The 25,499-nt window shown below is 65.5% G+C and carries 20 protein-coding genes; 5 read left to right on the top strand and 15 right to left on the bottom strand.

What is annotated here, in order from left to right:
* Window positions 1-57 precede the first annotated feature (57 nt).
* Entirely contained in the window at window positions 58-1,299 is a 1,242-nt protein-coding gene (locus EYV96_RS13440; RefSeq protein ID WP_131152049.1) for an efflux RND transporter periplasmic adaptor subunit, read from the bottom strand.
* Between the two features lie 274 nt (window positions 1,300-1,573).
* Between EYV96_RS13440 and EYV96_RS13435 the strand changes: the two genes are divergently transcribed.
* The 3 genes from EYV96_RS13435 (at window position 1,574) to EYV96_RS13425 (ending at window position 4,308) form a co-directional block, all read left to right on the top strand.
* Entirely contained in the window at window positions 1,574-2,260 is a 687-nt protein-coding gene (locus tag EYV96_RS13435; protein WP_131152048.1) for a fumarylacetoacetate hydrolase family protein, read from the top strand.
* 83 nt (window positions 2,261-2,343) lie between these two features.
* On the top strand, window positions 2,344-2,751 hold the full coding sequence (gene mscL / locus EYV96_RS13430) for a large-conductance mechanosensitive channel protein MscL (protein WP_131152047.1): 408 nt from the start codon (window positions 2,344-2,346) through the stop codon (window positions 2,749-2,751).
* Window positions 2,752-2,865: 114 nt separating this feature from the next.
* The gene (locus tag EYV96_RS13425) at window positions 2,866-4,308 is read left to right on the top strand and encodes a M20/M25/M40 family metallo-hydrolase (RefSeq protein ID WP_131152046.1); all 1,443 of its coding nucleotides are present in this window, start codon (window positions 2,866-2,868) and stop codon (window positions 4,306-4,308) included.
* 68 nt (window positions 4,309-4,376) lie between these two features.
* On the opposite strand, the gene EYV96_RS13420 is transcribed toward EYV96_RS13425, so the two are convergent.
* The 3 genes from EYV96_RS13420 to EYV96_RS13410 form a co-directional block, all read right to left on the bottom strand.
* Window positions 4,377-7,484, bottom strand: coding sequence for an efflux RND transporter permease subunit (locus EYV96_RS13420; RefSeq protein WP_131152045.1), 3,108 nt, complete (start codon window positions 7,482-7,484; stop codon window positions 4,377-4,379).
* A gap of 4 nt (window positions 7,485-7,488) precedes the next feature.
* Window positions 7,489-8,616 carry an efflux RND transporter periplasmic adaptor subunit gene (locus EYV96_RS13415; protein ID WP_131152044.1) on the bottom strand — a complete coding sequence of 376 codons (1,128 nt, stop codon included), beginning with the start codon at window positions 8,614-8,616 and terminating at the stop codon, window positions 7,489-7,491.
* Between the two features lie 347 nt (window positions 8,617-8,963).
* Complete coding sequence (locus EYV96_RS13410) at window positions 8,964-9,428, bottom strand: MarR family winged helix-turn-helix transcriptional regulator (protein WP_131152043.1); 465 nt, start codon at window positions 9,426-9,428, stop codon at window positions 8,964-8,966.
* A gap of 78 nt (window positions 9,429-9,506) precedes the next feature.
* On the opposite strand from EYV96_RS13410, the gene EYV96_RS13405 reads away from it, so the two are divergent.
* The gene (locus EYV96_RS13405; RefSeq protein ID WP_131152042.1) at window positions 9,507-10,022 is read left to right on the top strand and encodes an O-acetyl-ADP-ribose deacetylase; all 516 of its coding nucleotides are present in this window, start codon (window positions 9,507-9,509) and stop codon (window positions 10,020-10,022) included.
* Window positions 10,023-10,028: 6 nt separating this feature from the next.
* Here the strand turns inward: EYV96_RS13405 and EYV96_RS13400 are convergent, their stop codons facing one another.
* From EYV96_RS13400 to EYV96_RS13350, 11 genes are all read right to left on the bottom strand, one after another.
* Window positions 10,029-11,711, bottom strand: coding sequence for a BatD family protein (locus EYV96_RS13400; RefSeq protein WP_240732540.1), 1,683 nt, complete (start codon window positions 11,709-11,711; stop codon window positions 10,029-10,031).
* Window positions 11,708-13,600 (bottom strand): VWA domain-containing protein, encoded by a 1,893-nt coding sequence (locus tag EYV96_RS13395; protein ID WP_131152041.1) that lies wholly within the window; start codon window positions 13,598-13,600, stop codon window positions 11,708-11,710. The genes EYV96_RS13400 and EYV96_RS13395 overlap by 4 nt, the downstream gene beginning before the upstream one ends.
* Window positions 13,597-14,583: a vWA domain-containing protein gene (locus EYV96_RS13390; protein ID WP_131152040.1), complete on the bottom strand. Its 987-nt coding sequence runs from the start codon at window positions 14,581-14,583 to the stop codon at window positions 13,597-13,599. The genes EYV96_RS13395 and EYV96_RS13390 overlap by 4 nt, the downstream gene beginning before the upstream one ends.
* Window positions 14,576-15,118, bottom strand: coding sequence for a DUF4381 domain-containing protein (locus EYV96_RS13385; protein WP_240732539.1), 543 nt, complete (start codon window positions 15,116-15,118; stop codon window positions 14,576-14,578). The genes EYV96_RS13390 and EYV96_RS13385 overlap by 8 nt, the downstream gene beginning before the upstream one ends.
* Window positions 15,115-16,050 (bottom strand): DUF58 domain-containing protein, encoded by a 936-nt coding sequence (locus EYV96_RS13380; protein ID WP_131152039.1) that lies wholly within the window; start codon window positions 16,048-16,050, stop codon window positions 15,115-15,117. The genes EYV96_RS13385 and EYV96_RS13380 overlap by 4 nt, the downstream gene beginning before the upstream one ends.
* Window positions 16,047-17,042, bottom strand: a complete 996-nt coding sequence (locus EYV96_RS13375; protein WP_131152038.1) for an AAA family ATPase — start codon at window positions 17,040-17,042, stop codon at window positions 16,047-16,049. The genes EYV96_RS13380 and EYV96_RS13375 overlap by 4 nt, the downstream gene beginning before the upstream one ends.
* 305 nt (window positions 17,043-17,347) lie before the next feature.
* Complete coding sequence (locus tag EYV96_RS13370) at window positions 17,348-19,519, bottom strand: type IV pilus secretin PilQ (RefSeq protein ID WP_131152037.1); 2,172 nt, start codon at window positions 19,517-19,519, stop codon at window positions 17,348-17,350.
* A 56-nt stretch (window positions 19,520-19,575) separates the two neighbouring features.
* On the bottom strand, window positions 19,576-20,112 hold the full coding sequence (locus EYV96_RS13365; protein ID WP_131152036.1) for a pilus assembly protein PilP: 537 nt from the start codon (window positions 20,110-20,112) through the stop codon (window positions 19,576-19,578).
* Window positions 20,109-20,768, bottom strand: a complete 660-nt coding sequence (locus tag EYV96_RS13360) for a type IV pilus inner membrane component PilO (RefSeq protein WP_131152035.1) — start codon at window positions 20,766-20,768, stop codon at window positions 20,109-20,111. Before EYV96_RS13360 ends, EYV96_RS13365 begins: the two co-directional genes overlap by 4 nt.
* On the bottom strand, window positions 20,765-21,604 hold the full coding sequence (locus tag EYV96_RS13355; RefSeq protein ID WP_131152034.1) for a PilN domain-containing protein: 840 nt from the start codon (window positions 21,602-21,604) through the stop codon (window positions 20,765-20,767). The genes EYV96_RS13360 and EYV96_RS13355 overlap by 4 nt, the downstream gene beginning before the upstream one ends.
* Window positions 21,604-22,662 (bottom strand): pilus assembly protein PilM, encoded by a 1,059-nt coding sequence (locus EYV96_RS13350; RefSeq protein ID WP_131152033.1) that lies wholly within the window; start codon window positions 22,660-22,662, stop codon window positions 21,604-21,606. Before EYV96_RS13350 ends, EYV96_RS13355 begins: the two co-directional genes overlap by 1 nt.
* Before the next feature lie 262 nt (window positions 22,663-22,924).
* On the opposite strand from EYV96_RS13350, the gene EYV96_RS13345 reads away from it, so the two are divergent.
* The gene (locus tag EYV96_RS13345) at window positions 22,925-25,450 is read left to right on the top strand and encodes a penicillin-binding protein 1A (protein ID WP_131152032.1); all 2,526 of its coding nucleotides are present in this window, start codon (window positions 22,925-22,927) and stop codon (window positions 25,448-25,450) included.
* Window positions 25,451-25,499: the final 49 nt, after the last annotated feature.

Below are 25,499 nucleotides of genomic sequence, written 5' to 3'. Positions count from 1 at the left end.
GATGTGGTCGCTTGCTTGCCGTCGCGCGCGGCGACGTTTCCGATCTGTTTCGATGTGCTATTTCGATGCGCTGGCGATGCGACTGCCGTCCTTCAGATCGTCCGGCGGGGTCACCACCACGGTGTCGCCTGCATTGACGGCGTCCGGTACGAGGCGCATCTCGCCAAAGGTCTCCGGCGCGGGATGGACGGCACGCTGATGCGCGACGGCGTCGGCAACGACGAACACGATGTCCTTGCCCTCGCGCTGGACGATGGAAGCCCCGGGCACGAGCACGCCTTTGGGTGCCTGGGCCGCCTGCTTGTTGTCGGTGGGTTCGAGGAAGGACACGCGCACGCCCATGTCCGGCACGATGCGCGTGTCTTTCTGGTCGAGCGCCACACGCACTTTGACCGTGGCCTTGCCGCGATCGGCAGCAGGCACGATGGCGATCACGTGGGCGGGAATTTTCCAGTCCGGATAGGCATCGAGCACGGCTTCGGCTGGCATCTTCGATTTCACGCGACCGATATAGGCCTCGTTGACGTCGACGTCGATCTCCAGTGAATCCATATCAACGATGGTGCCGACGCCCGTGCGAGTGAAGCCGCCACCCGCCGACAGGGGCGAGATGATTTCACCCACCTGTGCCGCCTTCTGCGTGATGACGCCGGTGAACGGCGCGCGCACCACGCAGTAATCAAAGTTGACCTGCGCCTGGGTCACCTGCGCGTGCGCGGCGGCAGCCATCTTGCGTTGTGCCGACAGCTGCGCCTCGGTGGTGGCAACCAGCGTGCGTGCCTGTTCGTCCTGCTGCTTCGACACCAGCCCAGTGGCCGCCAGCGTCTTGAAGCGGGCGCTGTCAGCGCGCACCTGCGTCACCTGTGCCTGTAATTGAAGCACCTGGGCGTCGGCGGCGAGCGCGCTTGCCTTGGCCGTATCCAGTGCCGCGCGATAGGCGTTGTCGTCCAGGCGCGCCAGCACCTGATCCTTCTCGACGCGATCACCTTCTTCGATCAGGACGTCGGTCAGCGTGCCGGTGATCTGCGCGGACACGGTGGCCTGGCGACGCGCCGTGACATAGCCGGTGGCCTGCAACACGGCGCCCGCCTGCGTGTTGGCAGTCGGCGCGATGGCGACCGCCGTCTTTACCTCGACCGCCTGCGTGCGCTGGAAAAACCACCAGCCGCCCGCACCCAGCGCGCACAAGACGATCACCGTGCCGCCGACGATCCAGGGCCAGCGTCCCATGCCCTGCGCGTGTTCCTCGCGCTGGTGACGCTCGATACGAAGTTCCTTCAGTAGATCCGTGTTCTTCACACTCGCTCCCCGCGTGGATCTGTCCAGTGTTGTGGTTGACGCATACGATGCGACACCGCCTCGCACGGCCATAGGGCGCGCCATCAGTCATCGACGGTGACAGCTGTCATCCGGGGGAATCGAGGGCGGCCCGACGAGGAAATAGCGCGTCCCAGTGTCACCCGGTGAGAGACCCGCTAATGGCCATGACATGGATTGGTAAGCGAAACGACAGCAAATGCCCCGCACATGGCTTGCACGCTGAATCACGCCGCACCTGCTAACCTCTCCGGCCATGACCTACGCCATCACGCCCCCTGCTGTAACGAGCCTGCCGATTGCTGGCAGCGAGCAACGCTTTCCGGTGCGCCGGATCTTCTGCATCGGCCGCAACTACGCCGACCACGCGCGCGAAATGGGCGCGACGGTGGATAAGGAAACGCCGCTGTTTTTCTGCAAGCCGGCCGACGCGGTGGTGACCGACGGCGCGGACGTGCGTTATCCGCAGGCCACGCACGACCTGCACCACGAAGTGGAGATGGTCGTGGCCCTGGCCGCGGGCGGAACTGACATCAGCGTTGAGCAGGCGGCATCGCTGATCTTCGGCTACGGCGTCGGACTGGATCTGACGCGTCGCGACCTGCAAGCCATCGCCAAGGCCAAGAGCCACCCCTGGGATGTGGCCAAGGGCTTCGATGACTCGGCGCCGGTGTCGGCCCTGGTTCCCGCCGCCCAGGCCCGCGTCGGCGACGACACGTTGCTGAGCCTCAGCATCAACGGCCAGGCGCGCCAGCAGGCGCATCTTGGCGACATGGTCCACAGCGTCCCGGAGATCATCGCCACGCTATCGAAGCTGTTCGAGCTGAAAGCAGGCGACCTGATTTTCACGGGGACGCCGGCAGGCGTTTCCGCCCTGCAGCGGGGCGATCGCTTCGTGGCCGAACTGCATGGCGTGGCAACGCTGGAAGGGCGCGTGGTGTAAGCGGACGCACGCATTCACTCCGGGCATCACCGAAACCCGCTAAATTCACCGCGCATCAATCAACAAGAGAGGGAGAGAGCCCCATGAGCATGTTCAAGGAGTTCAAAGAATTCGCCATGCGCGGCAACGTCATCGACCTGGCCGTGGGCGTGGTCATCGGTGGCGCGTTCGGCAAGATCGTCACCTCGCTGGTCGACCAGATCATCATGCCGCCGATCGGCTACCTCACGGGTGGCATCGATTTCTCGGCGATGAAGTGGGTGCTCAAGCCGGCCGACAACAGCGACCCCGCGCACAAGGTGGCCGAGGTGGCGATCCAGTACGGTGCTTTCATCAACGTGCTGATCCAGTTCGTCATCATCGCCTTCGCGATCTTCCTGGTGGTCAAGGGCATCAACAAGCTCACGCGACGCCAGGAAGCTGCGCCCGCGGGCCCGACGCCCAGCGAAGCGCTGCTGACCGAAATCCGCGACCTGTTGAAACAGAAGTAATACCCGGATGCGGGCGTGCTTCGGCGCGCCCGCTTTCCGCGCATTCCGTGACTTCTGGCCTAAGCGGCCGGTCACGCCAGCGCCATAATCGGGGTTTGCCCATGGGAGTCCCCGATGCGCCGCCCGACCCTTACCCTGCTTGCCGCCAGCCTGGCACTCGCCACCGGCCTGGCCTCCGCGACCGATACCGCCACCACCATTCCGCAGGCTGCCGTAAAGACGGCCGAACAGTTGCGCGACAAGGCGATGAAGGACAACACGGCCTATGCCGTGGTCGAATCGCTGACGACCGAAGTGGGTCCGCGCATGGCCGGCAGCCCGGCTGACCTTCGCGCCCGCGAGTGGGCCGTCGCCAAGTTCAAGGAACTGGGTTACGACAAGGTCTACACCGAAACCGTGACCTATCCGCTGTGGGAGCGCCGCAGCGAACACGCCGAAATCGTCGGCCCGTTCGCGCAGCCGCTGACCCTGCTCGCGCTGGGCTATTCGGCCGCCACGCCCAAGGGCGGACTCACCGCCGAGGTGGTGAAGTTCGACAGCCTGGATGCGCTCCAGAAAGCCGATCCGGCCAAGGTGAAGGGCAAGATCGTCTACGTGCCCACGCACATGAAGCCCCACAAGGACGGCAGCGATTACGGCATGGGTTCCGCCGTGCGCGTAGGCGGCCCGGTGATCGCCTCCAAGATGGGTGCTGCCGCTTTCCTGCTGCGTTCGGCCGGCACGGATGAACATAGCCGCACCCCGCACACCGGTGTCACCGGTTTCCGCGATCCCAAGGATGCCATCCCAGCCGCAGCCCTCTCGCTGCCCGATGCCGACCAGCTCGAGCGCGTGCTGGCCCGTGGCAAGCCGGTCAAGCTCAAGCTCGACATCGACTGCGGCATCACCGGCATGTACACCGGCGCCAACGTCATTGGCGAGATCACCGGCAAGACGCACCCGGAACAGGTCGTCGCCATCGGCGGTCACCTGGATTCCTGGGACCCGGGCACCGGCGCCATCGATGACGGCGCAGGCGTCGCCATCGCCATGGCCGCCGGCAAGCTGATCAAGGACCTGCCGCAGCGTCCGGACCGCACCATCCGCGTCATCGCCTTCGCCAACGAAGAGATGGGCCTGTGGGGCGGCCGCGCCTACGCCGACCAGCACGCCGGTGATGTTGCCAAGCATGTGCTCGGCACCGAGTCTGACTTCGGCGCGGGCAAGATCTGGCGTATGACGGCCAGCGTAAAGCCCGAGGCACGCGGCGCCATTGAACAGATCGCCAAGGTCATCCAGCCGATCGGCGTGGAATACGTGGCCGACAAGCCCGGCGGCGGCGGTTCGGACCTGTCGCAGATGCACCTCAAGGGCATGGCCGCGCTGACGCTGACGCAGGACGGTACCGATTACTTCGACTACCACCACACCGCCAACGACACGCTCGACAAGATTAAGCCGGCGGACCTGGCCCAGAACGTCGCTGTCTATGCCGCTTTCTCGTACATGGCCGCGCAGGCCAATGGCGATTTCGGCTCGGCGCCGGATGCGTTCAAGAACGACGGTGCCAGCGACTGAGTGTTGCAATCGCAAGGAAACAAAAAGGGCGCCCATCGGGCGCCCTTTTTTTGACCTTGCGAGTGACTTCATCCGGCCTGATGCGAACTTGCATCCAGCGCCTTATCCTTCTTCGCGAAACGCTGCTGCACGCGATCAAGGTAGAGGTAGATCACCGGCGTCAGGTAAAGCGTCAGCACCTGCGATACCGCCAGGCCACCGACCACCGCAAGGCCCAGCGGACGACGCGTTTCGGCACCGGCGCCAATCCCAAGCGCAATCGGCAAGGTACCGGCGAATGCGGCCATCGTCGTCATCATGATCGGACGGAATCGCACCTTGCACGCTTCGTAAATCGCGACGGCCGGCGTCATGCCCTCGTCGCGCTGACGCTCGAGGGCAAAGTCGATCATCATGATCGCGTTCTTCTTCACGATGCCGATCAGCATCACGATGCCGACGAAGGCGAACAGATCGAGCGACGCGTTGAACACGACGAGCGTCAGCAAGGCGCCAACCGCCGCCGCGGGAAGTCCCGAAAGAATCGTCAGCGGGTGGATGAAGCTTTCGTAGAGGATGCCGAGCACGAGATAGATCACGAACACCGCGAGCAGCAGCAGCAGGCCCATGCCCTGCATGGAATCCTGGAACGCCTGCGCCGTGCCCTGCACACTGCCGGAGATCGTCGCCGGCAAGCCCATGCGCGTCATCGCCGCATCGATCTCGCCCACCGCCTGGCTCAGGCTGACGCCCGGCGCGAGGTTGAACGACACCGTGACGGCAGGCAGCTGGCCCTGGTGATTCACCGTCAGCACCTGCGGCTTGCGCTTGAATGTCGCCACGGTACTCAACGGCACCAGCGTGCCGCTGTTGGACTTGACGTACAGCTGCGAGAGCACGCCCGGATCGTCCTGCAGGGTTCGCGCGACTTGCAGGATCACCCAGTACTGCGTCGCCGAACCGTAGATCGTCGACACCTGGTTCTGGCCAAAGGCCGAGCCCAGCGCCGACTGCACCTGCGCCATGGTCAGCCCCAGCGGCGCCAGCTTCTCGCGGTTAACGTCGACCATGATCGAAGGGCTGTTGAGATCCAGGTCGTTGGTGACGTCCTGGAAACCCGGCAGCTGCGCAAACGCGGAGGTGACCTTGCCGCTCCAGTCGTATAGCTCCTGCAGGTCGATCGACTGCAAGGTGTACTGGTACTGCGCCTTCGACTGGCGGCCGCCCACCTGGATCGCTGGCGGATTCTGGATGTAGGTGCGGATGCCGGTAACCTGCGCGAACTTCTTGCGCAGCTCCTGGATGATGCCATCCGGATTGAGGTCGCGCTCATGCCGCGGCTTCAAAAGCAAAAGTAGCGAGCCGTTATTGACCGTGCTGCGCGGACCACCGGCGCCGACGCTCGACATGTAGCCGGCGATGTTCGGATCGTTCGCAACGATCTCGGCCAACTGCTGCTGGCGCGCCACCATGCTGTCGAACGATACGTCCTGGGGACCTTCGGTCGTGACGCGCAGTTGGCCCGTGTCGCCTGCGGGAATGAAGTCCTTGGGCGTGATGTAGAACAGCAGGCCCGTTGCAACAAGACTCAGGGCGAAACCCACGAGCACAACGCGCGGACGATCCATGCACCAGCGCAGGCTCGACGCGTAACCGCGCTGCACCGCTCCGAAGCCCCGATCGAACTGCGCCACGACCCAGTTTTTCTTCTCATGATCATGCGCGTGGATGAAACGGCTGCACAACATGGGTGTCAGCGTGATGGCGACCACGCCGGAGATCAGGATCGCCACGCTGATGGTGACGGCGAATTCGTGGAAGAGGCGACCGACGATGCCACCCATGAACATCACGGGGATGAACACGGCGATCAGCGACAGGGTCATCGAGAAAATGGTGAAACCGATCTCGCCCGCGCCCTTCAGTGCCGCCTCGTACGGCGGCATCCCGGCTTCCATGTGGCGCACGATGTTCTCGAGCATCACGATGGCGTCGTCGACCACGAAACCCACCGCCAGCGTCAGCGCCAGCAAGGACAGATTGTCGAGGCTGTACCCCAGCGCGTACATGGCGCCAAACGTGCCAATCACCGAAATGGGCAAAGCCACGGCGGGAATCAGCGTCGCCGACAGATTGCCAAGGAACAGATAGATCACCAGCACCACCAGGACACCGGCGAGCACCAGGGTGAACTGGACATCGTCCACCGAATCCTGGATCGAGATCGAGCGGTCGTACAGTGTGTTGAGCTTCACCGACGGCGGCAGGCCAGCGGTAAAGCCCGGTAGCAGCGCCTTGATGCGCTTGACCGTTTCCACCGTGTTCGCGCCCGGCTGGCGCTGGATGGCCAGCACGATCGCGCGCTCGCCGTTGTACCAGCTGGCAGAAAGGTCGTTCTGCACGCTGTCGAATGCGCGACCAACGTCGCGAATGCGCACGGGCGCACCGTTGCGATAGGCGACGACGACATCGTTGTACGCCTCGGCCCGCATCAGCTGTCCGTCGCTGCGGATCGGCAGCTGCTGGCGCTTGCCGTAGAGCGAGCCGGTCGCGTGGTTGACGTTGGCGTCAGCGATGGCGCTCTGCACTTCGTCGATGCCCACGCCGGTGCCGACCAGGCGATCGGGATCCACGCTCACGCGCACCGCGTACTTCTGCGAGCCGTAGACGTTCACCTGTGCCACGCCATCGACCATCGACAGACGCTGCGCCAGCTCGGTTTCGGCGTACTCGTCCACCTGCGACAGCGGCAGCGTCGAGGACGTCATGGTAAGGAACAGGATGGGTGCGTCGGCCGGGTTCACCTTGCGGAAGGTGGGCGGCGTGGGCATGTCGTTGGGCAACTGGCGCTGCGCGGCGGAAATCGCCGACTGCACGTCCTGCGCGGCGCCGTCGATATTGCGGTCCAGCTCGAAGGTCAGCGTGATGTTGGTCGAGCCCAGCGCGCTGGTCGAGCTCATGGAGCTGATCCCGGCGATCGTCGACAGCTGCGCTTCCAGCGGCGTGGCCACGGCCGACGCCATGGTTTCCGGTGAGGCGCCAGGCAGGCTGGCGCTGATGTTGATCGTGGGGAAGTCGACGTTGGGCAGTTCGTTGACCGGCAGGCGCGGATACGCGGCGATGCCGAACACCAGCAGCGCTGCCATCAGCAGCGTGGTCATGACGGGCCGTCGGATACACAGTTCGGGCAGATTCATGGCATCAACCGCCGGACTTCACGCGCGCACGGCTACCGTCCACCAGCAGCATCTGCCCTTCGGTCACCACCTGCTCGCCCGCCTTCAGGCCCTTTTCCACGACCAGGCGCTTGCCTGCCGTCGGACCTGGCGTGATGAAGCGCTGCTCCACCTTGCCGTCCTTGCCGTACACGAACACGAAGCTGCCCTTGGCCGAACTCTGCAACGCCTCAACCGGAATCGATACCGCGTTGGAAATGCGCGTGGTCGGCAGGCTCAGCTGCACGAACTGGCCGGGCGTGAGGCGATCGTCGTCATTGGCGAAACGCCCCTTGAGCACGATGGTGCCCGTGGTTGAATCCACTGCGTTGTCGATGAACTCCAGCACGCCTTCGAGCGGCTTGCCCAGGTCACCGGGAATCGTCGCCGTCACCAGCACGTCGCCGCGGGACTGGGCCGCGCGAATGGCGGCGAGGCTCTCCTCGGGAATATTGAAGGCGACTCGGATCGGCTGGATCTGGTTGATCACCACGATATCGGTGGTGTCGGCCGTGACCTGCGCACCGGGCCACACCAGCGGCGCACCCATCACGCCGTCGAAGGGCGCGACGATGCGGGCGTAGTCGAGCTGGGTCTGCGCCAGTTCCTGCGCGGCCTGGTCCGTCTTCAGCGTGGCGCGGGCGATGCCCAGGTTGGCCTGGTAAGTGTCGTAGTCCGCGCGCGAGACATAGCCCTTGGCGAGCAGGTCGGTATAGCGCTGCTGGTCCGCCTCGGCCTTCACCAACTGGGCCTGGTCCTTCGCCACCGTGCCGCGGGCCTGGTCGAGCTGGGCCTTGAGCAGGCTGGGGTCGATCTGGATCAGCAGGTCGCCCTGCTTCACGTGGCCACCAGGGATGAAGGCCAGCTTTTGCAACTGACCGGACACGCGGGCGCGGATCGACACCGTCGACCAGGCTTCGGCGCGCGCCACCAGCTTCAGGCTGAGATCGATCTCGCCGCGCGTGGCGGCGGCGATCTGCACGGGCACGTCCTGCCCGCCCCCGACGGACTTGGCCTGGGGTGCGGCGGAGTCCTTGCCGCCACGGAATACGAGCATGGCGGCGCCGAGGATCGCCAGGATCAGGATGATGAAGACCGATTTCTTCCAGGGCATGGCAACTCACATTGGTCGGCAGTCGATCCACGGGCCGCCCATGGCCCATGCACACGAAAAAAGGCGAAGGATGCCGTCCGGTTGTAACCGGTTCATGGCATTCCGCTGCCAGCCCCTTCCATGGCAGCTAAGCAAAAGACCTTACTATGACGAGGAAATTCAGCTTGGCGACAGGGACTGATGGCACTGGTGCAGGGGGCGGGCGCTTCGCGCCCGGTGGGTGCGCCCGCTGCGCGGGCTGTGAACGGTGAACAGGTAAGAGCGAGGCTCCGCTCTGGCTTTTGCCGTTTACCGTATACAGGCGGCAACGCCGCCGACTCCCCGGCCCGCAAAGCGGGCCACCCACCTCAACCGCCCGACTCAGTCTCCTCAGCGGACTGGTCGAGCGCCTGCAGGTTGTCCTTGATGCGGTTGAGCACGTCCATGGCCTGCTGCATCTCGGCGATATCGATGCCGACCGTGGCGTCCTTGCGCAGGCCGCGACCGATCAGCTCCATGTCCGCGATCACGCCCTTGGCCTGTTCGGTCACATAGAGACGCCAGGCGCGACGATCGCGTGGGTCCGGGCGACGCTCGACGAAGCCGGCCGACTGCAGGCGGTCGATGACGCGGCCCACGGCGATGGGCTCCATCTCCAGAAAATCGGCCAGCTCGGTCTGGCGCAGCCCCTCGCGGTGGTACAGCACCTTGGTGGCGCGCCATTGCGCGCGCGTCAGCCCGAATTTCACGGCCCGGCGGTCAAAGTGCTTGCGGAACAGCAAGGTCACGTCATTGAGCAGATAGCCGAACGAGATGTCTTCCGTTTTCATCATGATCTACTGAAACCTCCAACGCCCGATGGGCGCCCCGCGACCAAGCATACGGCCAAAACCCGGGAGTCTCGACCCGCCATGTCCATCGACGTGCAGATTGCCGATCTGACCACCCTGGCCGTCGACGCCATCGTCAACGCCGCCAACGTCACCCTGCTGGGCGGGGGCGGCGTGGACGGCGCTATCCACCGGGCGGCCGGTCCGGATCTGCTTGCGGCCTGCCGCGCACTCCCGGAGGTCGCCCCGCGCGTGCGCTGCCCCACGGGAGAGGCTCGCATAACGCCCGGTTTTCGCCTGCCGGCCCGCTTCGTCATCCACACGGTTGGGCCCGTCTGGAACGGAGGATCGCAGGACGAGCCCGCCTTGCTGGCGAGCTGCTATCGCCGCAGCGTGGAGGTTGCCGCACGCCATGACCTGCACACCCTGGCCTTCCCGGCCATCAGCTGCGGCATCTACGGCTACCCGCTGGAGGATGCGGCGCAGGTGTCGGTGATCGCACTGCGCGAAGCGCTCCGGCTCCACCCCGCCACCTCCATCACGCTCTGTGCATTCAACCCTGGCATGGCCAGTCTCTGGCGCGCCGCGCTGGCGTGAAGATCGTCAGTCGGTCTTGAACGGATAGAGAGGCGCCAGGGCACCTCCCGTTTCACGCGGCCCTGAATCCTTCCACTGGAATCCATCGCGGAACGCGGCCGCAAGCCGGTCGCCCGCGATGCGTTCCGCCATGGGCGCGTAGCGCGAGCGCTGCAGCAACCCGATGCAGGCGCCCTGCTCGGCCGAGGCCAGCTGCGCCTCCACATCGCCCAGGGTTTGGATCCCTGGGCGCTCATGGCGTGCCCAGGCCAGCAGGCTTTCGTACTGGGCCTTGGGGTCACTGCCCCGCGCGGCCGCGATGAAGCTCGCTCGCAAGCCGCGCGAGCCACTGGGGATGGACGGAGCCCTGGGTGTCGGCGCAGGCGCCGCGACGACCTGCGACCGGCGCCGGCTGAGTGCGAAGCCGACGGCTCCGCCCACGAGCAACAGCACGATGCCGCCAGCCACGAGTGCCTGGCGCGATGGCGACGAGGTCGTCGCAGCCGGCGCCGTCACGTTGGGAGCGGGCAGATCCTGCGGTGCGGCCGGGGCCGGTGTCCCCGTGGCGGGGAGCACGTCCAGCGTCACGGGAGCGATCCGCGCCACTTCCGATTGTCCGGTGCGCACGTTGAACCAGGTCAACGTGGTCGCCGGAATGTCCAGCTTCCCGGCACGGGAAGGCACCACGGCAAAGCCCTGCTGCCTGCGCCCCTGCAGCCAGGAGTCAATCACGCGCGTGCCGTTCACCGGTTTGTCCGGATAGACCGTGGCGCCGTCGATGGACGGAAGGCTCAGGGACGGCAGCGCCTCGTACGGCAAGCCGGTGGCCTGAACGGTCATGGTCAGGTTGAGCGTCTGGCCGACGTGCAACGCGCCGCGTGCGTCGGCCCCGTCCAGCGAGAGCGTCAGCTCGCGCGCGGGCAGCCAGGCCGTCTTGCCGGCTTCGGCCGGCACCGCCTTCACATCGAGCGTGACGGGCTGCGAGATCGCCGACGCGGCGCGGGTACTGCCAAAGAAACTGTCCGGATCGGCCATTTCCACCAGCTCGCCACTGAAGGCGATCGGCGGGATCTCCAGTTTTCCGGCCTTCTGGGGAATCAAGGCGTAACGGCGCTCGATCACGTTGTAACGCCGGCCGCCCTTCTCCTGCTGGTAATTCAGGTCGTCGCTGATCTTGGACAGCTCCACGCCCTGTACACGCGGCTCGTCCAGCGAGCCATTGGCCAGCGGGGAGGCAAGATAGAGCCGGACGGTGTAGACGACCTGCTCGCCGACCCACGCCTCGCGGGGATCAAGGCTCGCCTCCAGATAGACGTCTTTACGGCCATTGGCCACGGCACGGTCATCCGCCGGCGTGACTTCCAGCGTCAACGCCTGCGTCGAACCATTGGCAAAGGTGAGCGATGGGATGGTCAGCGTGCCTACCCGGTTGGGTCGCAGTGCGACACCGTAGACCAGCTGCGCGCTGCGCTTGCCATTGATGATGCTGATGCTGGTGTTGTTCGAAGTACCCAGCACGGTGAAATCTTTGTTCAGCGCAGAAAGATCGGGCGCGTCGAACATACCGCCGCCTTCGACGCGCAGGTTCAGCGTCACGGTTTCGCCCAGCGCCACCTTGTCCCGATCGAGGCTCGCGCGCACTTCCGTGGCCGCCACCCAAACGGGCAACAGGCTCAGCATCACCAGCAACAACACGCGTCGAAACGTCACTCGCCTTCCTCCCCGCTCGCGCCGTGGCGTTGACGGTACTCCAGTTCGAATTTGCGGCGCAGCAGCGCGCCCGGATCGTCGGGCACGCGCTGCAAGGCGCGGCGCACGTCGTCTGGCAATTTCGATTGCGGATCGTCGGCTGACAACTGGCCCAGTTCGTGGGCGTCGTCCTTGCCTTGTTTCGCCGGTGCATCTTTCTGCTGCATGGCGGCGTCCATCTGCTTTTGCAGCGCCTGGCGTGCCTTCTCGGCCTGGGCTTTCTGCTCGGCTTGCTCTTTCGCCGACTGCGGCTTGGCAGGCGACGAATCGGACGAGCCCTGCTGCTGCGGCTGATCCTTGCCCTTGCCGTTGGGATCCTGCGACTGATTGGACGCGCTGTTCTGCTGATCTTTCGTATCGTCCTTGTCGTCGCTCTTGCCGCTTTTCTGGTCCTTATCGTCCTTGGGTGTGCCAGCCGACTGGCCGTCCTTGCCCTGGCCCTTCTTGTCGTTGTCGTCCTTCTGCTTGTCCTGCGGCTGATCGGGATGCTCGCGCATCCAGTCCTCAACGGCCTTGCGATTGGCCAGGGCATCCTGGTGGCGCGGATCAAGCTTCAGCGCGCGATCGTAGGCAACGATCGCTTCCTTGTACTTTTGCTGTTGCGCAAGCGTGTTGCCGAGGTTGTAGGCCGCGTCGGCGCCTTTGGCTTGCTGCAGCGCCTCGGCTGCCTCGTCGTACTTCGCGGCGCGATAGGCGGCGACGCCGCGCCACGCCGGATCGCGGGCAAGCTGCTGCGCCTGTTCGGCGTGGCCGTCCTTGAGCGCTTGCGCGGCCTGCTGGTCCGGACGCTTCCAGAGGTCGGTCCATCCACTGGCCTGCGCCGGCGATGATGCCAACGGCAGGAACATCAGTGCGGCGACCAGGACCCAGCCTCGTCGAAACGCGAGCGCGGCGATCGGCAACAAGGGCAACAGGAACCATGCGCCGCGATCCTGCCATTCGTCGCCGCGCGCGTCGGTGACCGTGGCGCCCATGCCACTGCTGCGCATGGCATCGTGGATCGCCTTCACATCCGTCGCGTCGTCGCTCAACAGCACGAAGCGTCCGTCGCCAGCATCGGCCAGGGCCTCCAGGGAGGCATCGTCACGTCGCGCCATGCGCACGTCGCCGTGCTCCCCGCGCACCAGGCTGCCATCGCTGAGCGGAATGGGCGCACCTTGCGGCGTGCCGATGCCGAGGACCGAGACGGTCACCCCGGCCTGGGCCACCCTGGCCGCCGCGTCGATGGCGGCCTTGTCGACGGCATCGGTGATCAGCACAACGTCGCCATGCCCGGCCTTGGCGTCATGGATCATCTGCGCGCCGCGCTCGATGGCCTGCGCGGCATCGTCGCCTTCGATGGGCATCGTATCCGGCGACAGTGCGTCCAGCAGGTCATGCAGGCTGGCGGCATCGTTGGTGAGCGGTGCCACGGCAAACGCCTCGCCGGCGTACGCAATCAAGCCGTTGAGTCCATCGCGATTCACATCAAGCAGATCGCGCGCCTTGAGTTTGGCGCGATCGAGGCGCGTCGGCGCCACGTCGCGCGCAAGCATGCGTTGCGACAGCGAGATGGCCACGACCTGTGCGGACTGATTGGCGTAAAGCGGCGAGTCAACGCGACTCCAGGTCGGGCCGGCCAAGGCCAGCGCGCACAGCGCCGCCGCCGATGCCATCAACATGGCCGGTGAACGCTGCGTGCTTGCCTTGCCGTAAAGCACGTGCGGGAGCAGTTCGGGATCGACCAGGCGCGCCAGTTCGCGCTGCGCCGCCGAACGACGCGAGCCCATCCACCACAGCACCGGAACGGCCAACAGGCCGAGCAACCAGAGGGGTCGCAGAAAATGAAAGTCCTGAAGCATGCCAATCATGTGGTCACCGCCAGGCGGCGCCGCGGCGCGAGCATCAACCCGGACAACAAGGTTAGTGCGATACCCGCCAGCAAGGGCCATCGAAACAACTCACGGCGGGGACGCAGCGGCGGGCCTTGCTGTGGCATGGGCTCGAGTGCGTCAATCGTGCGGTAGGCCGTCGCCAGCTCCGACGTATCGGTAGCGCGGAAGTAGCGACCGCCGGTTTCGCTGGCGATCTGCCTGAGCATCCCCTCATCCAGATCCGCCGAGGGATTGACGGTGCGCGTACCGAAGAAATCCGGCACCTGCATTTCCGTCGCTCCGATGCCGATCGTGTAGACGCGGACACCAGCCGACTGCGCGGCATGGGCGGCGTCCAGTGGCGTGATATTTCCGGCGTTGTTGACGCCGTCGGTGAGCAGCACGAGCACGCGCGCCTGCTCGGGCATGGCGGCGAGTCGCTTGACGGCAACACCAAGCGCATCGCCGATGGCTGTTTCGGTGCCGGCGAGGCCGACCGTTGCACCGGCCAGCTGCGCCTTGACCGCAGCAAGGTCATACGTGAGCGGCGTCACCAGAAAAGCGCGACTGCCGAAAAGGATCAAACCCAGTTCGTCGCCGCTGCGCCGACTGATGAAATCACCGGCAATGGCTTCGACCGCGCCAAAGCGCGTGACGGGCTGGCCGGCAAGGTGCATGTCGGACGTGCGCATGCTGCCGGAAAGATCGACTGCCAGCATCATCGCTCGCCCGCTGCGCTCCTGCGATTGCGGAGGTCCGATCCACTGCGGCCGCGCCGCGGCGCCGACCAGGCAACACCATGCCAGCACGAGCACGACCGAACGCATCCGGCTGGGCGCTGCCTCGGCCACGGCCGCCAGTTGCAGGCCCGGATGGGGTAGGTGCAACGCCTGCCCAGGCGCCGCCGGGCTGACGAAGCGCCGCACAATCCAGGGCAGCGGTAGCAGGAGGAACATCCATGGCCAGGCGAACTCAGGCACGACTCGACTCCGCTTGTGGCTTGCGCGACACCGGCCGGGTCCGCACGTGGCCACGCTCAAGCGCCGTCAGCAGCCATTGGCGGGTTGCCGCTGCCGCGAGCCTGGCATCGAAGGCGGCCGCGGGTCGGTACATCGCGTCATCGAGCGAATGCAATTGATGCAACACGTCGGCCGGGACCGGCACCGTGGCAAGACACGCCTGCCAGGCGTCGCCACGAAGATGGGTGGCGCGTGGATCGATGTGTCGCGCCGCGCGTCGCAGCAACTGATGCAGCTGGCCAGCCAGCTGGACCGCGTGGTTGCCATGCATCGCCACGAAGGTATCCACCTCGGCGACGATGGCGGCGATACGCATCCGGCGACGCCGGCGCATCACCGACGCGATGACGACACCCAGCAGGGTCATCAGAACCAGCGCCGCCAGCATCCACCAGCCGGGCGCGGGCGGCCACCATGAGGGCTCGGGCGGCAGATGGATGTCCCGCAGGACGGGGCCGCTCGCCTTCCCGGGCGCAGGCGCTGACGGGAACATCATGTGACGCCCCCGCCCTGCCCCATCAGCGCGGTGACGGCATCCATCGGATCGGCTGTCGTGTCGATCGTGCGGCGGCGCAGGCCGAGCGCGCGTGCGAGATCACCGAGACGTTGCTGGCCGGCACCGAGCGCGCGTTGAAACGTCTCGCGCTGGCGATCGGCTTCCAGGGCCACTTCGCGGCGCACGCCATCATGCTCCAGCGGATAACGCCCGGCGGGCGCACTGGCGAGTTCCAGCGGATCGCCCACCATGAGGACTCCGACACTGGCGTGGTGCCGCAGATCCAGCAATCGTTTGCGCGCGGCTTCATCGCAGCTGAAACCATCGCTGATCAGGATGACGCGACTGGCGCCGTGCAGCAGTCGACCCGCACGGGCAAGGGCGTCGGAAAGTGGCTCGAACTGCGCAGGATTTTCCAGGGCATCCCACTCGCCCAGCGCGCCGCAGAACGCCAGGGCCCCGCGCACGCCGCCTCGCGGTTTGAGCACGCGATCGCAGGCACCGAAAGCCATCGCACCAATGCGCTCGCCTGCACGCACGGCAAACCAAGCGACCAGCGCCGCCGCGCGCGCCGCCTGTACGGACTTGAAGCGCGCACGCGTTCCGAAGCGCATGCTGGCGTGGGTATCCAGCAGCACCAGGACGCGGCCCTCGCGCTCCTCCTGAAACAGCTTGGTGTGCAACTTGCCGCTGCGCGCCGTCAGTCGCCAGTCCAGGCGACGGACGTCATCGCCGGGCTGGTAGGCGCGCGACTCGGCGTAGTCCATGCCTCGCCCGTAGAGGCGACTGTGCTGCTGCCCCGCCGAACTTGCGCGACTTTGCACGGGCGGCCACGACACGCGCGCCACGCGTGCACGCAGCGCGATCAGCTCGGTGACGGCGACCCGGGTGCGGCCGTCGCCGTCAGTGGGCGTAGCGAGAACGGCGCTCACGGCAGTGGCACGAGGTCCAGCAGGCGCGTGATGACCTGATCGCTGCGGACGCCTTCGGCCTCGGCCTCGTAGCTGAGGAGGATGCGATGCCGGAGGACATCGTGCGCGATGGCATGGACGTCTTCGGGCAGGACGTAGTCACGGCCGGCGAGCCAGGCGTGGGCGCGCGCGCATCGATCGAGCGCGATGGTGCCGCGCGGACTGGCACCCCAGGCGATCCACCGCTTCAGCTCAGGGCCGTAGGCGCCGGCGTCGCGGCTCGCCAGCACCAGTTGGGCGAGATAGGTTTCGAGCGCCGGCGCGACATGCACCGCAAGCACGGCATCGCGCGCGGCGAAGACGTCGGCCTGGGTAAGGACCGCACGCGCCTCGGGTTGCGGATGGAGACTGCGACGCGCCTGTTCGCGCGCCAGCTTGAGGATGGCCAGCTCGGACGATGCATCGGGATAGCCAATGGTCACATGCATGACGAAGCGGTCGAGTTGCGCTTCGGGCAACGCGAACGTGCCTTCCTGTTCGATCGGATTCTGCGTGGCCATCACCATGAACAGTTCCGGCAGCGCCCAGGTGCTGCGCCCAATGGTGATCTGGCGTTCGGCCATGGCTTCGAGCAACGCCGATTGCACCTTGGCCGGCGCGCGGTTGATTTCATCGGCCAGCACGATGTTGTGGAACAGCGGGCCGCGTTCGAATTCGAAGCTCCCCGACTGCGGCCGGAAGATATCGGTGCCGGTGAGATCCGCGGGCAACAGATCGGGCGTGAACTGCACGCGGTGGAAGTCGGCCTCGACACAGGCGGCCAGGGCCTTTACCGCCGTCGTCTTGGCCAGGCCGGGGGCACCTTCGACCAGCAGGTGGCCATCGGCCAGCAAGGCGATCAGGAGGCAGTCGATCAGGTGAGGTTGGCCAATGATGCCTTCCTGCAGGTGTTCACGCAGTCGCACGAACGCCTCTTGCAGGCGGCTGGCAGGTTGGGCCTGGGGCATGTCCATCAAGGAATTCCGTCGCACATCGTGCGGTAACAGACCGCAGCTTCGTCCGGAAGTTTAGCCCGGGGGCGCTCAGGGAACGGTGGGACTGATGGCAGGGGTGGGGGCGCCACATTGCGCGAGGCTGTTAAGTCGCCCTGCTGCGCAGGGCTGTAAACGGGGAACGGTGAACAGTAAGAGCGGACAAGCACCTGCTCTTCTGCTTTTACCGTTTACCGTTCACAGGCGGCGCAGCCGCCGACTTCCCCCCTCCCAAAAAGAAAGGGCGCCCATCGGGCGCCCCTCCCCATTCCATCAACTGCTCAAGATCACTTCAGACTTTCACTCAGGATGCGCGGCGTCACGAAGATCAGCAGCTCAGCCTTGTCGTTCTGGCGGGTCGTCTTGCGGAACAGGATGCCCACGCCCGGGATATCGCCCAGACCCGGCACCTTGGTGATCGAGTTCGCCTTGGTGATTTCGTAGATACCGCCCAGCACCACCGTCTGGCCGTTATCGACGAGCACCGAGGTGTTGATCTCGCGGGTATCAATCTGCGGCACCTTGCCGTTCGGCGTGTCGACGAAGGCGGCGAGCGCATCCTTCTTCACGTTGATGGCCAGGTAGATGCGGTTGTCGGCGGTGATGGTCGGGGTGACCTTCAGCTCGAGCACGGCGTCCTTGAACTGCACGGATGCCGTCGGCGCCGAACCACCGGTGGTGCCGCCGTTCTGATACGTCACGTAGCCGATCTGCTGGCCCTGGCGGATGACCGCTTCCTGCTGATTGGCCGTGATGACACGCGGGCTGGAGACCACTTCGCCACGGCCTTCGGTCTGCGCCGCCGACAGTTCCAGGTCGATCGCGTAGTTCGCACCGAGGATGGCCAGGCCGAAATTGCCGCCCTGGGTCGCCGTCGGCAGGTTCACGTTCAGGCCGCCACCGGAACCGAGGTTGCCCTGATTGGTGGTGTTGTTGCCCAGCGGATCACCCAGCTTGCCGCCGGTCTGGATGACCTGGCCGCTCGGGTTGGTGCGCTGGCCGCTGATGCCGAACTTGGCACCGAGCTCGCGGGAGAACTGGTCGCTGGCCACCACGATGCGCGATTCGATCAGCACCTGCTGCACCGGCTTGTCGAGCACGGCGATGAGGTCACGGATTTCGCGGATCTTCTGCGGGTTGTCGTTGATCAGCAGGGTATTGGTGCGCTCGTCGAAGGAGACGCTGCCACGCGGCGACAGGAAGCCACGCTGGCCACCGCCGCCACCACCGCCCGCGCCACCACCACCGGCCATGCTGCCGGAGGTAAGCAACTTGGCGATATCCGCCGCCTTGCCGTAGCTGATCGGCACGTAGTCGGTGACGAGCTCAGCATTGTCTTCGGCCTTGATGCGGGCGTCGGCGACGCTCTGCTCGTAGCGGGCGAGTTCTTCCTGCGGCGCGATCCAGACGACGTTGCCGTTGCGACGCTTGTCGAGGTTCTTTGCACGGAGCACGACATCAAGGGCCTGATCCCACGGCACGTTGACCAGTCGCAGCGTGACGCTGCCGCCCACGGTATCGGACGCCACGAGGTTCAGGTTCGACACGTCAGCCAGCACCTGCAGGGCCGAGCGCACCGGGATGTCCTGGAAGTTCAGGGTAACGCGGTTGCCGTTGTAGACCGGATCCTGGCCACGCAGCGGCTTGCCGTTCGGACCAACGTTCGGATCGGCCTTCTTCTTCGGCGCCACTTCGACGACATACTGGTCGGCCGTCTGATAGGCGGACGTTTCCACACTGCCCTTGACCGCAATTTCCATGCGGGCGCCGCCACGCGGGCCATTGGCCTTGGTGGTGATGTACTGGACCGGCGTGGCGAAATCGAGCACGTCCAGGCGCTTGGCCTGGTCAGCCGGCAAGTTGACGTTCGACAGGTTGACGATGAGCTTGTCGCCCTCGCGCTTCATGTCGGCGCCAGCACCGTTGGCGCTGAAGTTGATCAGCACGCGGCCTTCGCCGTTGGGACCGCGACGGAAGTCGATGTTCGACACGGACGGGCCCATGGCGGCCGACGGCAACGCCTTGGACGGGTCGATGTTCGATGCCGTGGTGGTCGTGGTGGCGTCGGTGCCGTTGGCGACCGTAAACACCAGGCTGTTGCCCTCGACGCGCGAGCGGTAGGCCGAATCGCGCATCAGCTCCACGATCACCCGGGTGCGCCCGCCGGCCGAAACGGCCGACACGCCCGAGGTGGACCCCTGGTTGATGGCCAGATGGCGCGCGGCGGCATTGTCGGTATCGGCAAAGTCGATCGCGATGCGCGGCGGGTTGCCCGTAGTGAAGATCTTCGGCTCCGGCACGGGGCCTTGCGCGAAGTTCAGGTGCAACTCGATGCGACCGCCCGGCAGGGTGTCGTAAGTGATCTCTTTCAAGGTGCTGGTCGCCGCAGCAACCAGGCCCGACCAGGCGGTGCTGGCGATCAGCAGTCCGGCGATCAGGCGACGACTCGCTTGGCGCATGACACGGCCCCGAACAGGTTTGATTAGGTTCGTCATTGCATCAGCCCCTGTGATTCTTATTTCTCGCCAAGCGCGATGCTGGCTGAGCGTTCCATCCACCCGCCGTTCCCGTTGGGAACCAGCTCGACCAACTCGATGTGGTCTTCGCTGATGGCGGTGACGTGACCGTAGTTCTGACCCATGTAGTCGCCGCGGTGCACGCGATGAATCACATTGGCAGGATCCTTGATGAGCACCTCGATGCCATTGCCCAGGCCCAGGGTGCCGACCATCTTCAGGCTATCCAGCGCAAACGCTTCCAGCGGCTGCTTGACGCGATCTTCGTCCGGGCGCGGGCCGGCGTTGTTGCCGGTCTGCAGTTCGGCCGTGCTCGGGCTGAAGGGGTCGCGACGATCCTGGTCGGTGTAGAGGAACGTTTCGAATGTCTTGATGACCGGAAGCGGCGGGATCGGCGCGCCCTTCTTGGCTTTCTCCGCGGCGACCCACTGGCGCAGGTCGTCATCCTTGGAGCAGCCGGCGAGCGCCATCAGGGCGCCCGCGACGAGGGCTACGCGTGCCAGGCGCATGGGTTTGACGGTTTCCCGCAGGCTCATTTCCGTCCCCCGTTCTTGGCCTTCTTCGAACCCGACACCGCGTTGGCGGCCTTGGCTTCGGCGCTCTCTTCGTCTTCCAGGTAGCGATAGGTCTTGACCGTGCCCTGCAGCACCAGTTGCCCGGTGTTGCCCTTGGGCGTCAGCGAGACGTCATGCATGGTGAGGATCACCACGCGCGGGAGCGAGGCCACGCCGCTGATGAAGGTACCGAACTGGTGGTACGTACCGGTCATGCGCAGCTGGATCGGCTTCTCGGCGTAGAAGTCCTTCGGACGCTCGGCACCGGGCTGGAACAGGTCGGTCTCGAGGCCCGCGGAAAGGGCTGTCTGCGACACGTCAACCAGCAGCTCCGGCATTTCGGTACGGCTGGGCAGCTGACGCAGCAACTGGCGCAGCATGTCCTGCATCTCGTCGAGCTGTTGCTGCAGCGCTTCGAGGTTCACGGCCTTGGCCTGCTTGGTCGAGAACTCCTGCTTGAGCTGCTGCTCCTTGCCCTGCAGCGTCGCGAGTTCGTCCTGCTGGTCGTTGATGTAGAGATACCAACCGAGCAGCACGATCAGGCCGAAAAGGAGAACCGTGAAGAAGATCTTGATGGATTGCGGCCAGCCACCGATGTTGTTGCGGTCAAGGCTGCGCAGGTCATTGAGGAACTTCATGGCTTGGCTCCTCCGTTGGCTGCTGCACTGCCCGGCGCGGTGGCCTGCGGCTGGGCCGGCGCCTTGGCGGCCGGTGCGGGTTCCGTTTTGGCGGGAGCGGCCTTCGGCGGGGTTGCGGTCACCGTCGGCGACGTCGTGGCAGCGGGCGGCGTACTGGCCGGGGGTGCTGCCGCAGGCGTCGCTGCGGATGCCGCGGCTGGCATCGCTGCCACCGGGGCCGGAGCTGCCGCGCTGGCATCAGCCGGGGCATTGGCCGGGATCACCGGTTCCTTGCCGTCGCTGCCGTCATCGGCCTTGGGCTTGGCCAGTGCCACATCCAGGCCGAAGGAGTACGGCATGCGCTGGTCGCCACGGGTGTTTTCGGTCTTGCGAAGGTCCGCATGACCCATCCACGGGGACGACTCGATATTGCGCATGTACTCGGCGACGCTGGCGTTGGACTGGGCCACGCCGTCGAGCGACATGGCTTCGCCGGTCTGCTTGAGGCCCGACAGCCGCGCGCTGGACGGAATGGTCTTCACCAGCTCATCGAACAGGTGAACCATCTGCGAGCGATTGGCCTGCAGCTCTTCGATGATCTTTTTGCGCGCCAGCAGTCGCTCACGAACCTTTTCCAGGTCCTTGATCTTGGCGATGCGCTCATCGAGTTGCTTGATCTCACCCTGCATGTAGGTGTTGCGGTCGTTCTGGCTGTCGATGCGCTGGCCCATCCAGCCCACCCACAACAGGACGAAAAGCACGCCGGCCACGAAGGCCGCGCCGAGCTGCATGAAGAACTCGCGCTCGCGCTGTTTGCGGCGTTCATTGCGCCACGGAAGTAGGTTGATGTGTGCCATCAGTCGAAGCTCCTCATCGCGAGCCCGACCGCGATCATCAACGCGGGCGCATCCTGTGCCAGCTGCTGCGCCTGCACGCGCGGCGACAGCGACATGCGGGCCAGCGGGTTCGCCACCACGCACGGCACGCCGAGCTGCTCTTCCAGCATGGGACCGATGCCTTCGATCGAGGCACAGCCGCCAGCCAGCACGACCTGATCGACCTTGCTGTACTCGCTACCGGCAAAGAAGAACTGCAGGAGGCGGCTGATCTGCTGGATCAGCGATTCCTTGAACGGTTCCAGCGCTTCGCTCTCGTACGATTCCGGCAGGCCGCCCTTGCGCTTGGCGCGACCGGCTTCCTCATAGGAAAGGCCGTAGCGACGCATGATTTCGTCGGTGAGCTGCTTGCCGCCGAAGACCTGTTCACGCGAGTAGATGGTGCGCTGGTTGCGCAGCACCGACAGCGTGGTCATGGTCGCGCCGATATCGACGACGGCGACCAGGGCGTCACGACCGACGTTGAGCTGGTCGGCCACCATGCCGAAGGCGTTCTCCATGGCGAAGGCTTCGACGTCGACCACCTTGGCGGCGAGGCCGCCGAGGTCGAGTGCAGCCACGCGCATGTCCACGTTCTCCGTGCGGGAAGCCGCAAGGAGGACGTTGTTCATCTCGGGGTTGTCGCGGACCGGACCGAGGACTTCGAAGTCGAGACTGACTTCCTCGATCGGGTACGGGATGTACTGGTTGGCTTCGACCTGGATCTGACCTTCGAGGTCATCATCGGACAGGTCGGCCGACATCGGGATCACGCGAGTGATCACGGCCGAACCGGCCACCGCCGCCGAGGCATGCTTGAGCTTTGAGCCCGAGCGCGCCAGGGCGCGTCGAATGGCTTCGCCCACCGCCTCGACTTCGACGATGTTCTTTTCGACCACCGCATTGGGGGGCAGCGGCTCGACCGCGTAGTGTTCTACGCGATAGCGTCCGCCGGACTGGCTGAGCTGCAGCAGCTTGACGGCCGTCGAACTGATATCGACGCCCACCAGCGGCGGCTTCTTGGGTGTAAAAAGCCCCACGATTTTCCCCCTTGCCCCTATACACCGACGCCTCTAGCGGGCTGGTGTGCGTCGGCATTAAATCCAAAAATTAACGTATTGGCAACGGCCTACGACAACTTTCTCGACTCTTTGGCGTGACGGCATGCACACTTGCAGCCATCGCCCCATGGCCTGTTTTTTGCTCGATCCGTTCAGAAAGCGTCGGCCCCGGCCCGTTCTGCAGATACTGCTACATCTATACTCTGCAGTGTTTTGACTCAGGTCTCGCAATATCCACACCATGCAAATTCTTAAGCGTTTGCTGCGCTGGGTGCTGATCCTTGCTTTCACCGGATTACTGCTGGCGATAGCCGCGGTCGGTGTGGCGTACTGGCTCGTCTCCCCCCGGATGCCTTCAGTTGCCGCCCTGAAGGATTACCACATGCAGGTGCCGCTCAGGGTACTTAGCGCCGATGGCAAGCTCATTGCGAGCTTCGGTGAGACCCGGCGCATCCCCGTCACCATAAGCCAGGTACCCGAGCGACTGAAGCACGCGGTGCTGTCGGCCGAGGACTCGGACTTCTACAACCACCCCGGCGTGGACTGGCACGGCATCGCCCGTGCCGGCTGGCACGTGGTGGTTTCCGGAGGTGACAAGGGTCCCGGTGGGTCGACCATTACCCAACAGGTTGCGCGTAACTTCTTCCTCAGCCCCGAGAAGTTGTATTCGCGCAAGCTGACCGAGATCTTCATCGCCCTGCGCATGGAGAACGAGCTGACCAAGGACCAGATCCTGGAGCTCTATCTCAACAAGATGTTCCTGGGCCACCGTTCGTACGGCGTGGCCGCTGCCGCCTCCTACTACTACGGCAAGAACCTGGACCAGCTGAGCCTGGCCGAGTGCGCCCTGATCGCCTCGACCTTCCAGCTGCCGTCGGTGGTCAACCCGCTCAACAACCCCAAGCGCGCCATCGCCCGCCGCAACTGGGTGCTGGGCCAGATGCTCAACAACCGCTATATCACCCAGGCGGAATACGAGCAGGCTATCAACGAGCCGAACAACGCCTACCCGCATGAGCCACCCATCGAGGTGGACGCCCCTTACCTGGCCGAAATGGTTCGCCTGCAGGCCCTGGATCGCCTGGGCAACGACGCCCTGACCGAAGGCTACGTCATCAAGACGACGGTCCAGAGCACCCGCCAGCAGGCTGCCGTCGATGCCCTGCGCGCCGGCCTGATCGACTATGACCGCCGCCATGGCTGGCGCGGCCCGGAAGGCCACCAGGAGCTGGAGGCCGATGCCGGCAACGAGGAACTGGACCGAATCCTGTCCAGCTACACCGATATCTCCGGCATGACCCCGGGCATCGTCACCCAGGTGGCTGCCAACGAGGCCACCGTCTATCTGCCCAGCCGCCAGGAGATCAAGCTCGATCAGGCCGCCGTGGCCTGGGCCCGCCCCTATATCAGCGAAACCCGCGTGGGGGCCGCGCCCAAGAACGTGGCGGCGGTCCTCAAGCGGGGCGACATCGTGCGCCTGTCGCGCAATGCCGAGGGCGAGTGGCAGCTGACCCAGATCCCGGACGTCCAGGGCGCCGTTGCCTCGATCAACCCCGAGGACGGATCCGTCCAGGCCCTGGTCGGCGGCTTCAACTTCCTGCGCAGCAAGTTCAACCGCGCCGTGATGGCTGCGCGCCAGCCGGGCTCCAGTTTCAAGCCGTACATCTATTCGGCGGCGTTCGAGCGCGGCTTCACCCCGGCCTCCATCGTCAACGATGCCCCGCTGGCCCTGCCCGACCCGTCGCGACCGGACGGCTTGTGGACCCCGTCCAACGACGACGACAAGTTCGACGGCCCGATCCGTCTGCGCGAAGCCCTGGTGAAGTCGAAGAACCTGGTCTCCGTGCGCCTCCTGGACGCCATTGGCGTGCGCTACGCACGTGACTACATCACCCGCTTCGGCTTCCCGCTCGATTCGCTGCCGCAGAACCTGTCGATGGCCCTGGGCACCGCTTCGGTCTCGCCCATGAGCATGGCGCGGGGTTACTCGGTGTTCGCCAATGGCGGTTATCTGGTCACCCCGTACTTCATCAGCGAGATTGATGATCGCGATGGCAAGCCGGTCTACGTCGCCAACCCGGCCCGCGCCTGCCGCACCTGCCAGGAACGCCTGCTCGACACCCGCCCGCCCGGCCCGCCGCCGGCGGCGAGCATTGCCCCGATCAATGCCGTGGCCGCCAGCAGCACGCCGACCGCACCCTCGGGCAGCGTAGCCGCCGTGGGTGAGGCGCCCCTGCCCGCCGACCAGCATGGTGAGGGCGCGCATGCCCCGGTGCTGGCACCCCAGGTAATCGAGGTGCGCAATGACTTCCTTGTCACATCGCTGATGCAGGATGTCGTCAAGCGCGGCACGGGTGCCGCCGCGATGGCCCTGGGACGCGATGACCTTGCCGGCAAGACGGGCTCGACCAACGACCACCGTGACGCCTGGTTTGTCGGCTTCGATGGCGAACTGGCTACTGCGGTCTGGGTCGGCTTCGACGACTTCCGGTCGCTCGGTCGCGGTGAGTTCGGCGCCAAGGCCGCGCTGCCGATCTGGATGCAGTACATGGGAAGCGCCTTGAAGGACGTGCCTTCCTCGACCCTGCCGATGCCCCCGGGCATCACCACGCTGCAGATCAACCGTTCCAGCGGCCTGCCTTCGTCCGAAGGTGATGGCAACAGCATGCCGGAGATGTTCAAGGTGGAGGACGTCGATCGCCTGCGCCAGCAGGCCGCGCAACAGCAGGAGGATTCCGACCAGCAGCAGCCGTACGACATCTTCTGATCGTCGCTTTGCATGCCCGGCGCATGAGTTCTTCGCAACTCATGCGCCG

It is taken from the genome of Dyella terrae (genome assembly GCF_004322705.1).
Classification (GTDB): Bacteria; Pseudomonadota; Gammaproteobacteria; order Xanthomonadales; family Rhodanobacteraceae; genus Dyella_D; species Dyella_D terrae.
This window is presented reverse-complemented; position numbering and strand designations above follow the sequence as displayed.

What these genes read in the sequence shown, in the direction of transcription:
- EYV96_RS13435 (WP_131152048.1), top strand. Translation starts at nt 1,574, where the DNA reads ATGACCTACGCCATCACGCCCCCTGCTGTAACGAGCCTGCCGATTGCT.
- mscL (WP_131152047.1), top strand. Translation starts at nt 2,344, where the DNA reads ATGAGCATGTTCAAGGAGTTCAAAGAATTCGCCATGCGCGGCAACGTC.
- EYV96_RS13425 (WP_131152046.1), top strand. Translation starts at nt 2,866, where the DNA reads ATGCGCCGCCCGACCCTTACCCTGCTTGCCGCCAGCCTGGCACTCGCC.
- EYV96_RS13420 (WP_131152045.1), bottom strand. Translation starts at nt 7,484, where the DNA reads ATGAATCTGCCCGAACTGTGTATCCGACGGCCCGTCATGACCACGCTG.
- EYV96_RS13415 (WP_131152044.1), bottom strand. Translation starts at nt 8,616, where the DNA reads ATGCCCTGGAAGAAATCGGTCTTCATCATCCTGATCCTGGCGATCCTC.
- EYV96_RS13410 (WP_131152043.1), bottom strand. Translation starts at nt 9,428, where the DNA reads ATGATGAAAACGGAAGACATCTCGTTCGGCTATCTGCTCAATGACGTG.
- EYV96_RS13405 (WP_131152042.1), top strand. Translation starts at nt 9,507, where the DNA reads ATGTCCATCGACGTGCAGATTGCCGATCTGACCACCCTGGCCGTCGAC.
- EYV96_RS13395 (WP_131152041.1), bottom strand. Translation starts at nt 13,600, where the DNA reads ATGATTGGCATGCTTCAGGACTTTCATTTTCTGCGACCCCTCTGGTTG.
- EYV96_RS13385 (WP_240732539.1), bottom strand. Translation starts at nt 15,118, where the DNA reads ATGATGTTCCCGTCAGCGCCTGCGCCCGGGAAGGCGAGCGGCCCCGTC.
- EYV96_RS13375 (WP_131152038.1), bottom strand. Translation starts at nt 17,042, where the DNA reads ATGGACATGCCCCAGGCCCAACCTGCCAGCCGCCTGCAAGAGGCGTTC.
- EYV96_RS13370 (WP_131152037.1), bottom strand. Translation starts at nt 19,519, where the DNA reads ATGCGCCAAGCGAGTCGTCGCCTGATCGCCGGACTGCTGATCGCCAGC.
- EYV96_RS13365 (WP_131152036.1), bottom strand. Translation starts at nt 20,112, where the DNA reads ATGAGCCTGCGGGAAACCGTCAAACCCATGCGCCTGGCACGCGTAGCC.
- EYV96_RS13360 (WP_131152035.1), bottom strand. Translation starts at nt 20,768, where the DNA reads ATGAAGTTCCTCAATGACCTGCGCAGCCTTGACCGCAACAACATCGGT.
- EYV96_RS13355 (WP_131152034.1), bottom strand. Translation starts at nt 21,604, where the DNA reads ATGGCACACATCAACCTACTTCCGTGGCGCAATGAACGCCGCAAACAG.
- EYV96_RS13345 (WP_131152032.1), top strand. Translation starts at nt 22,925, where the DNA reads ATGCAAATTCTTAAGCGTTTGCTGCGCTGGGTGCTGATCCTTGCTTTC.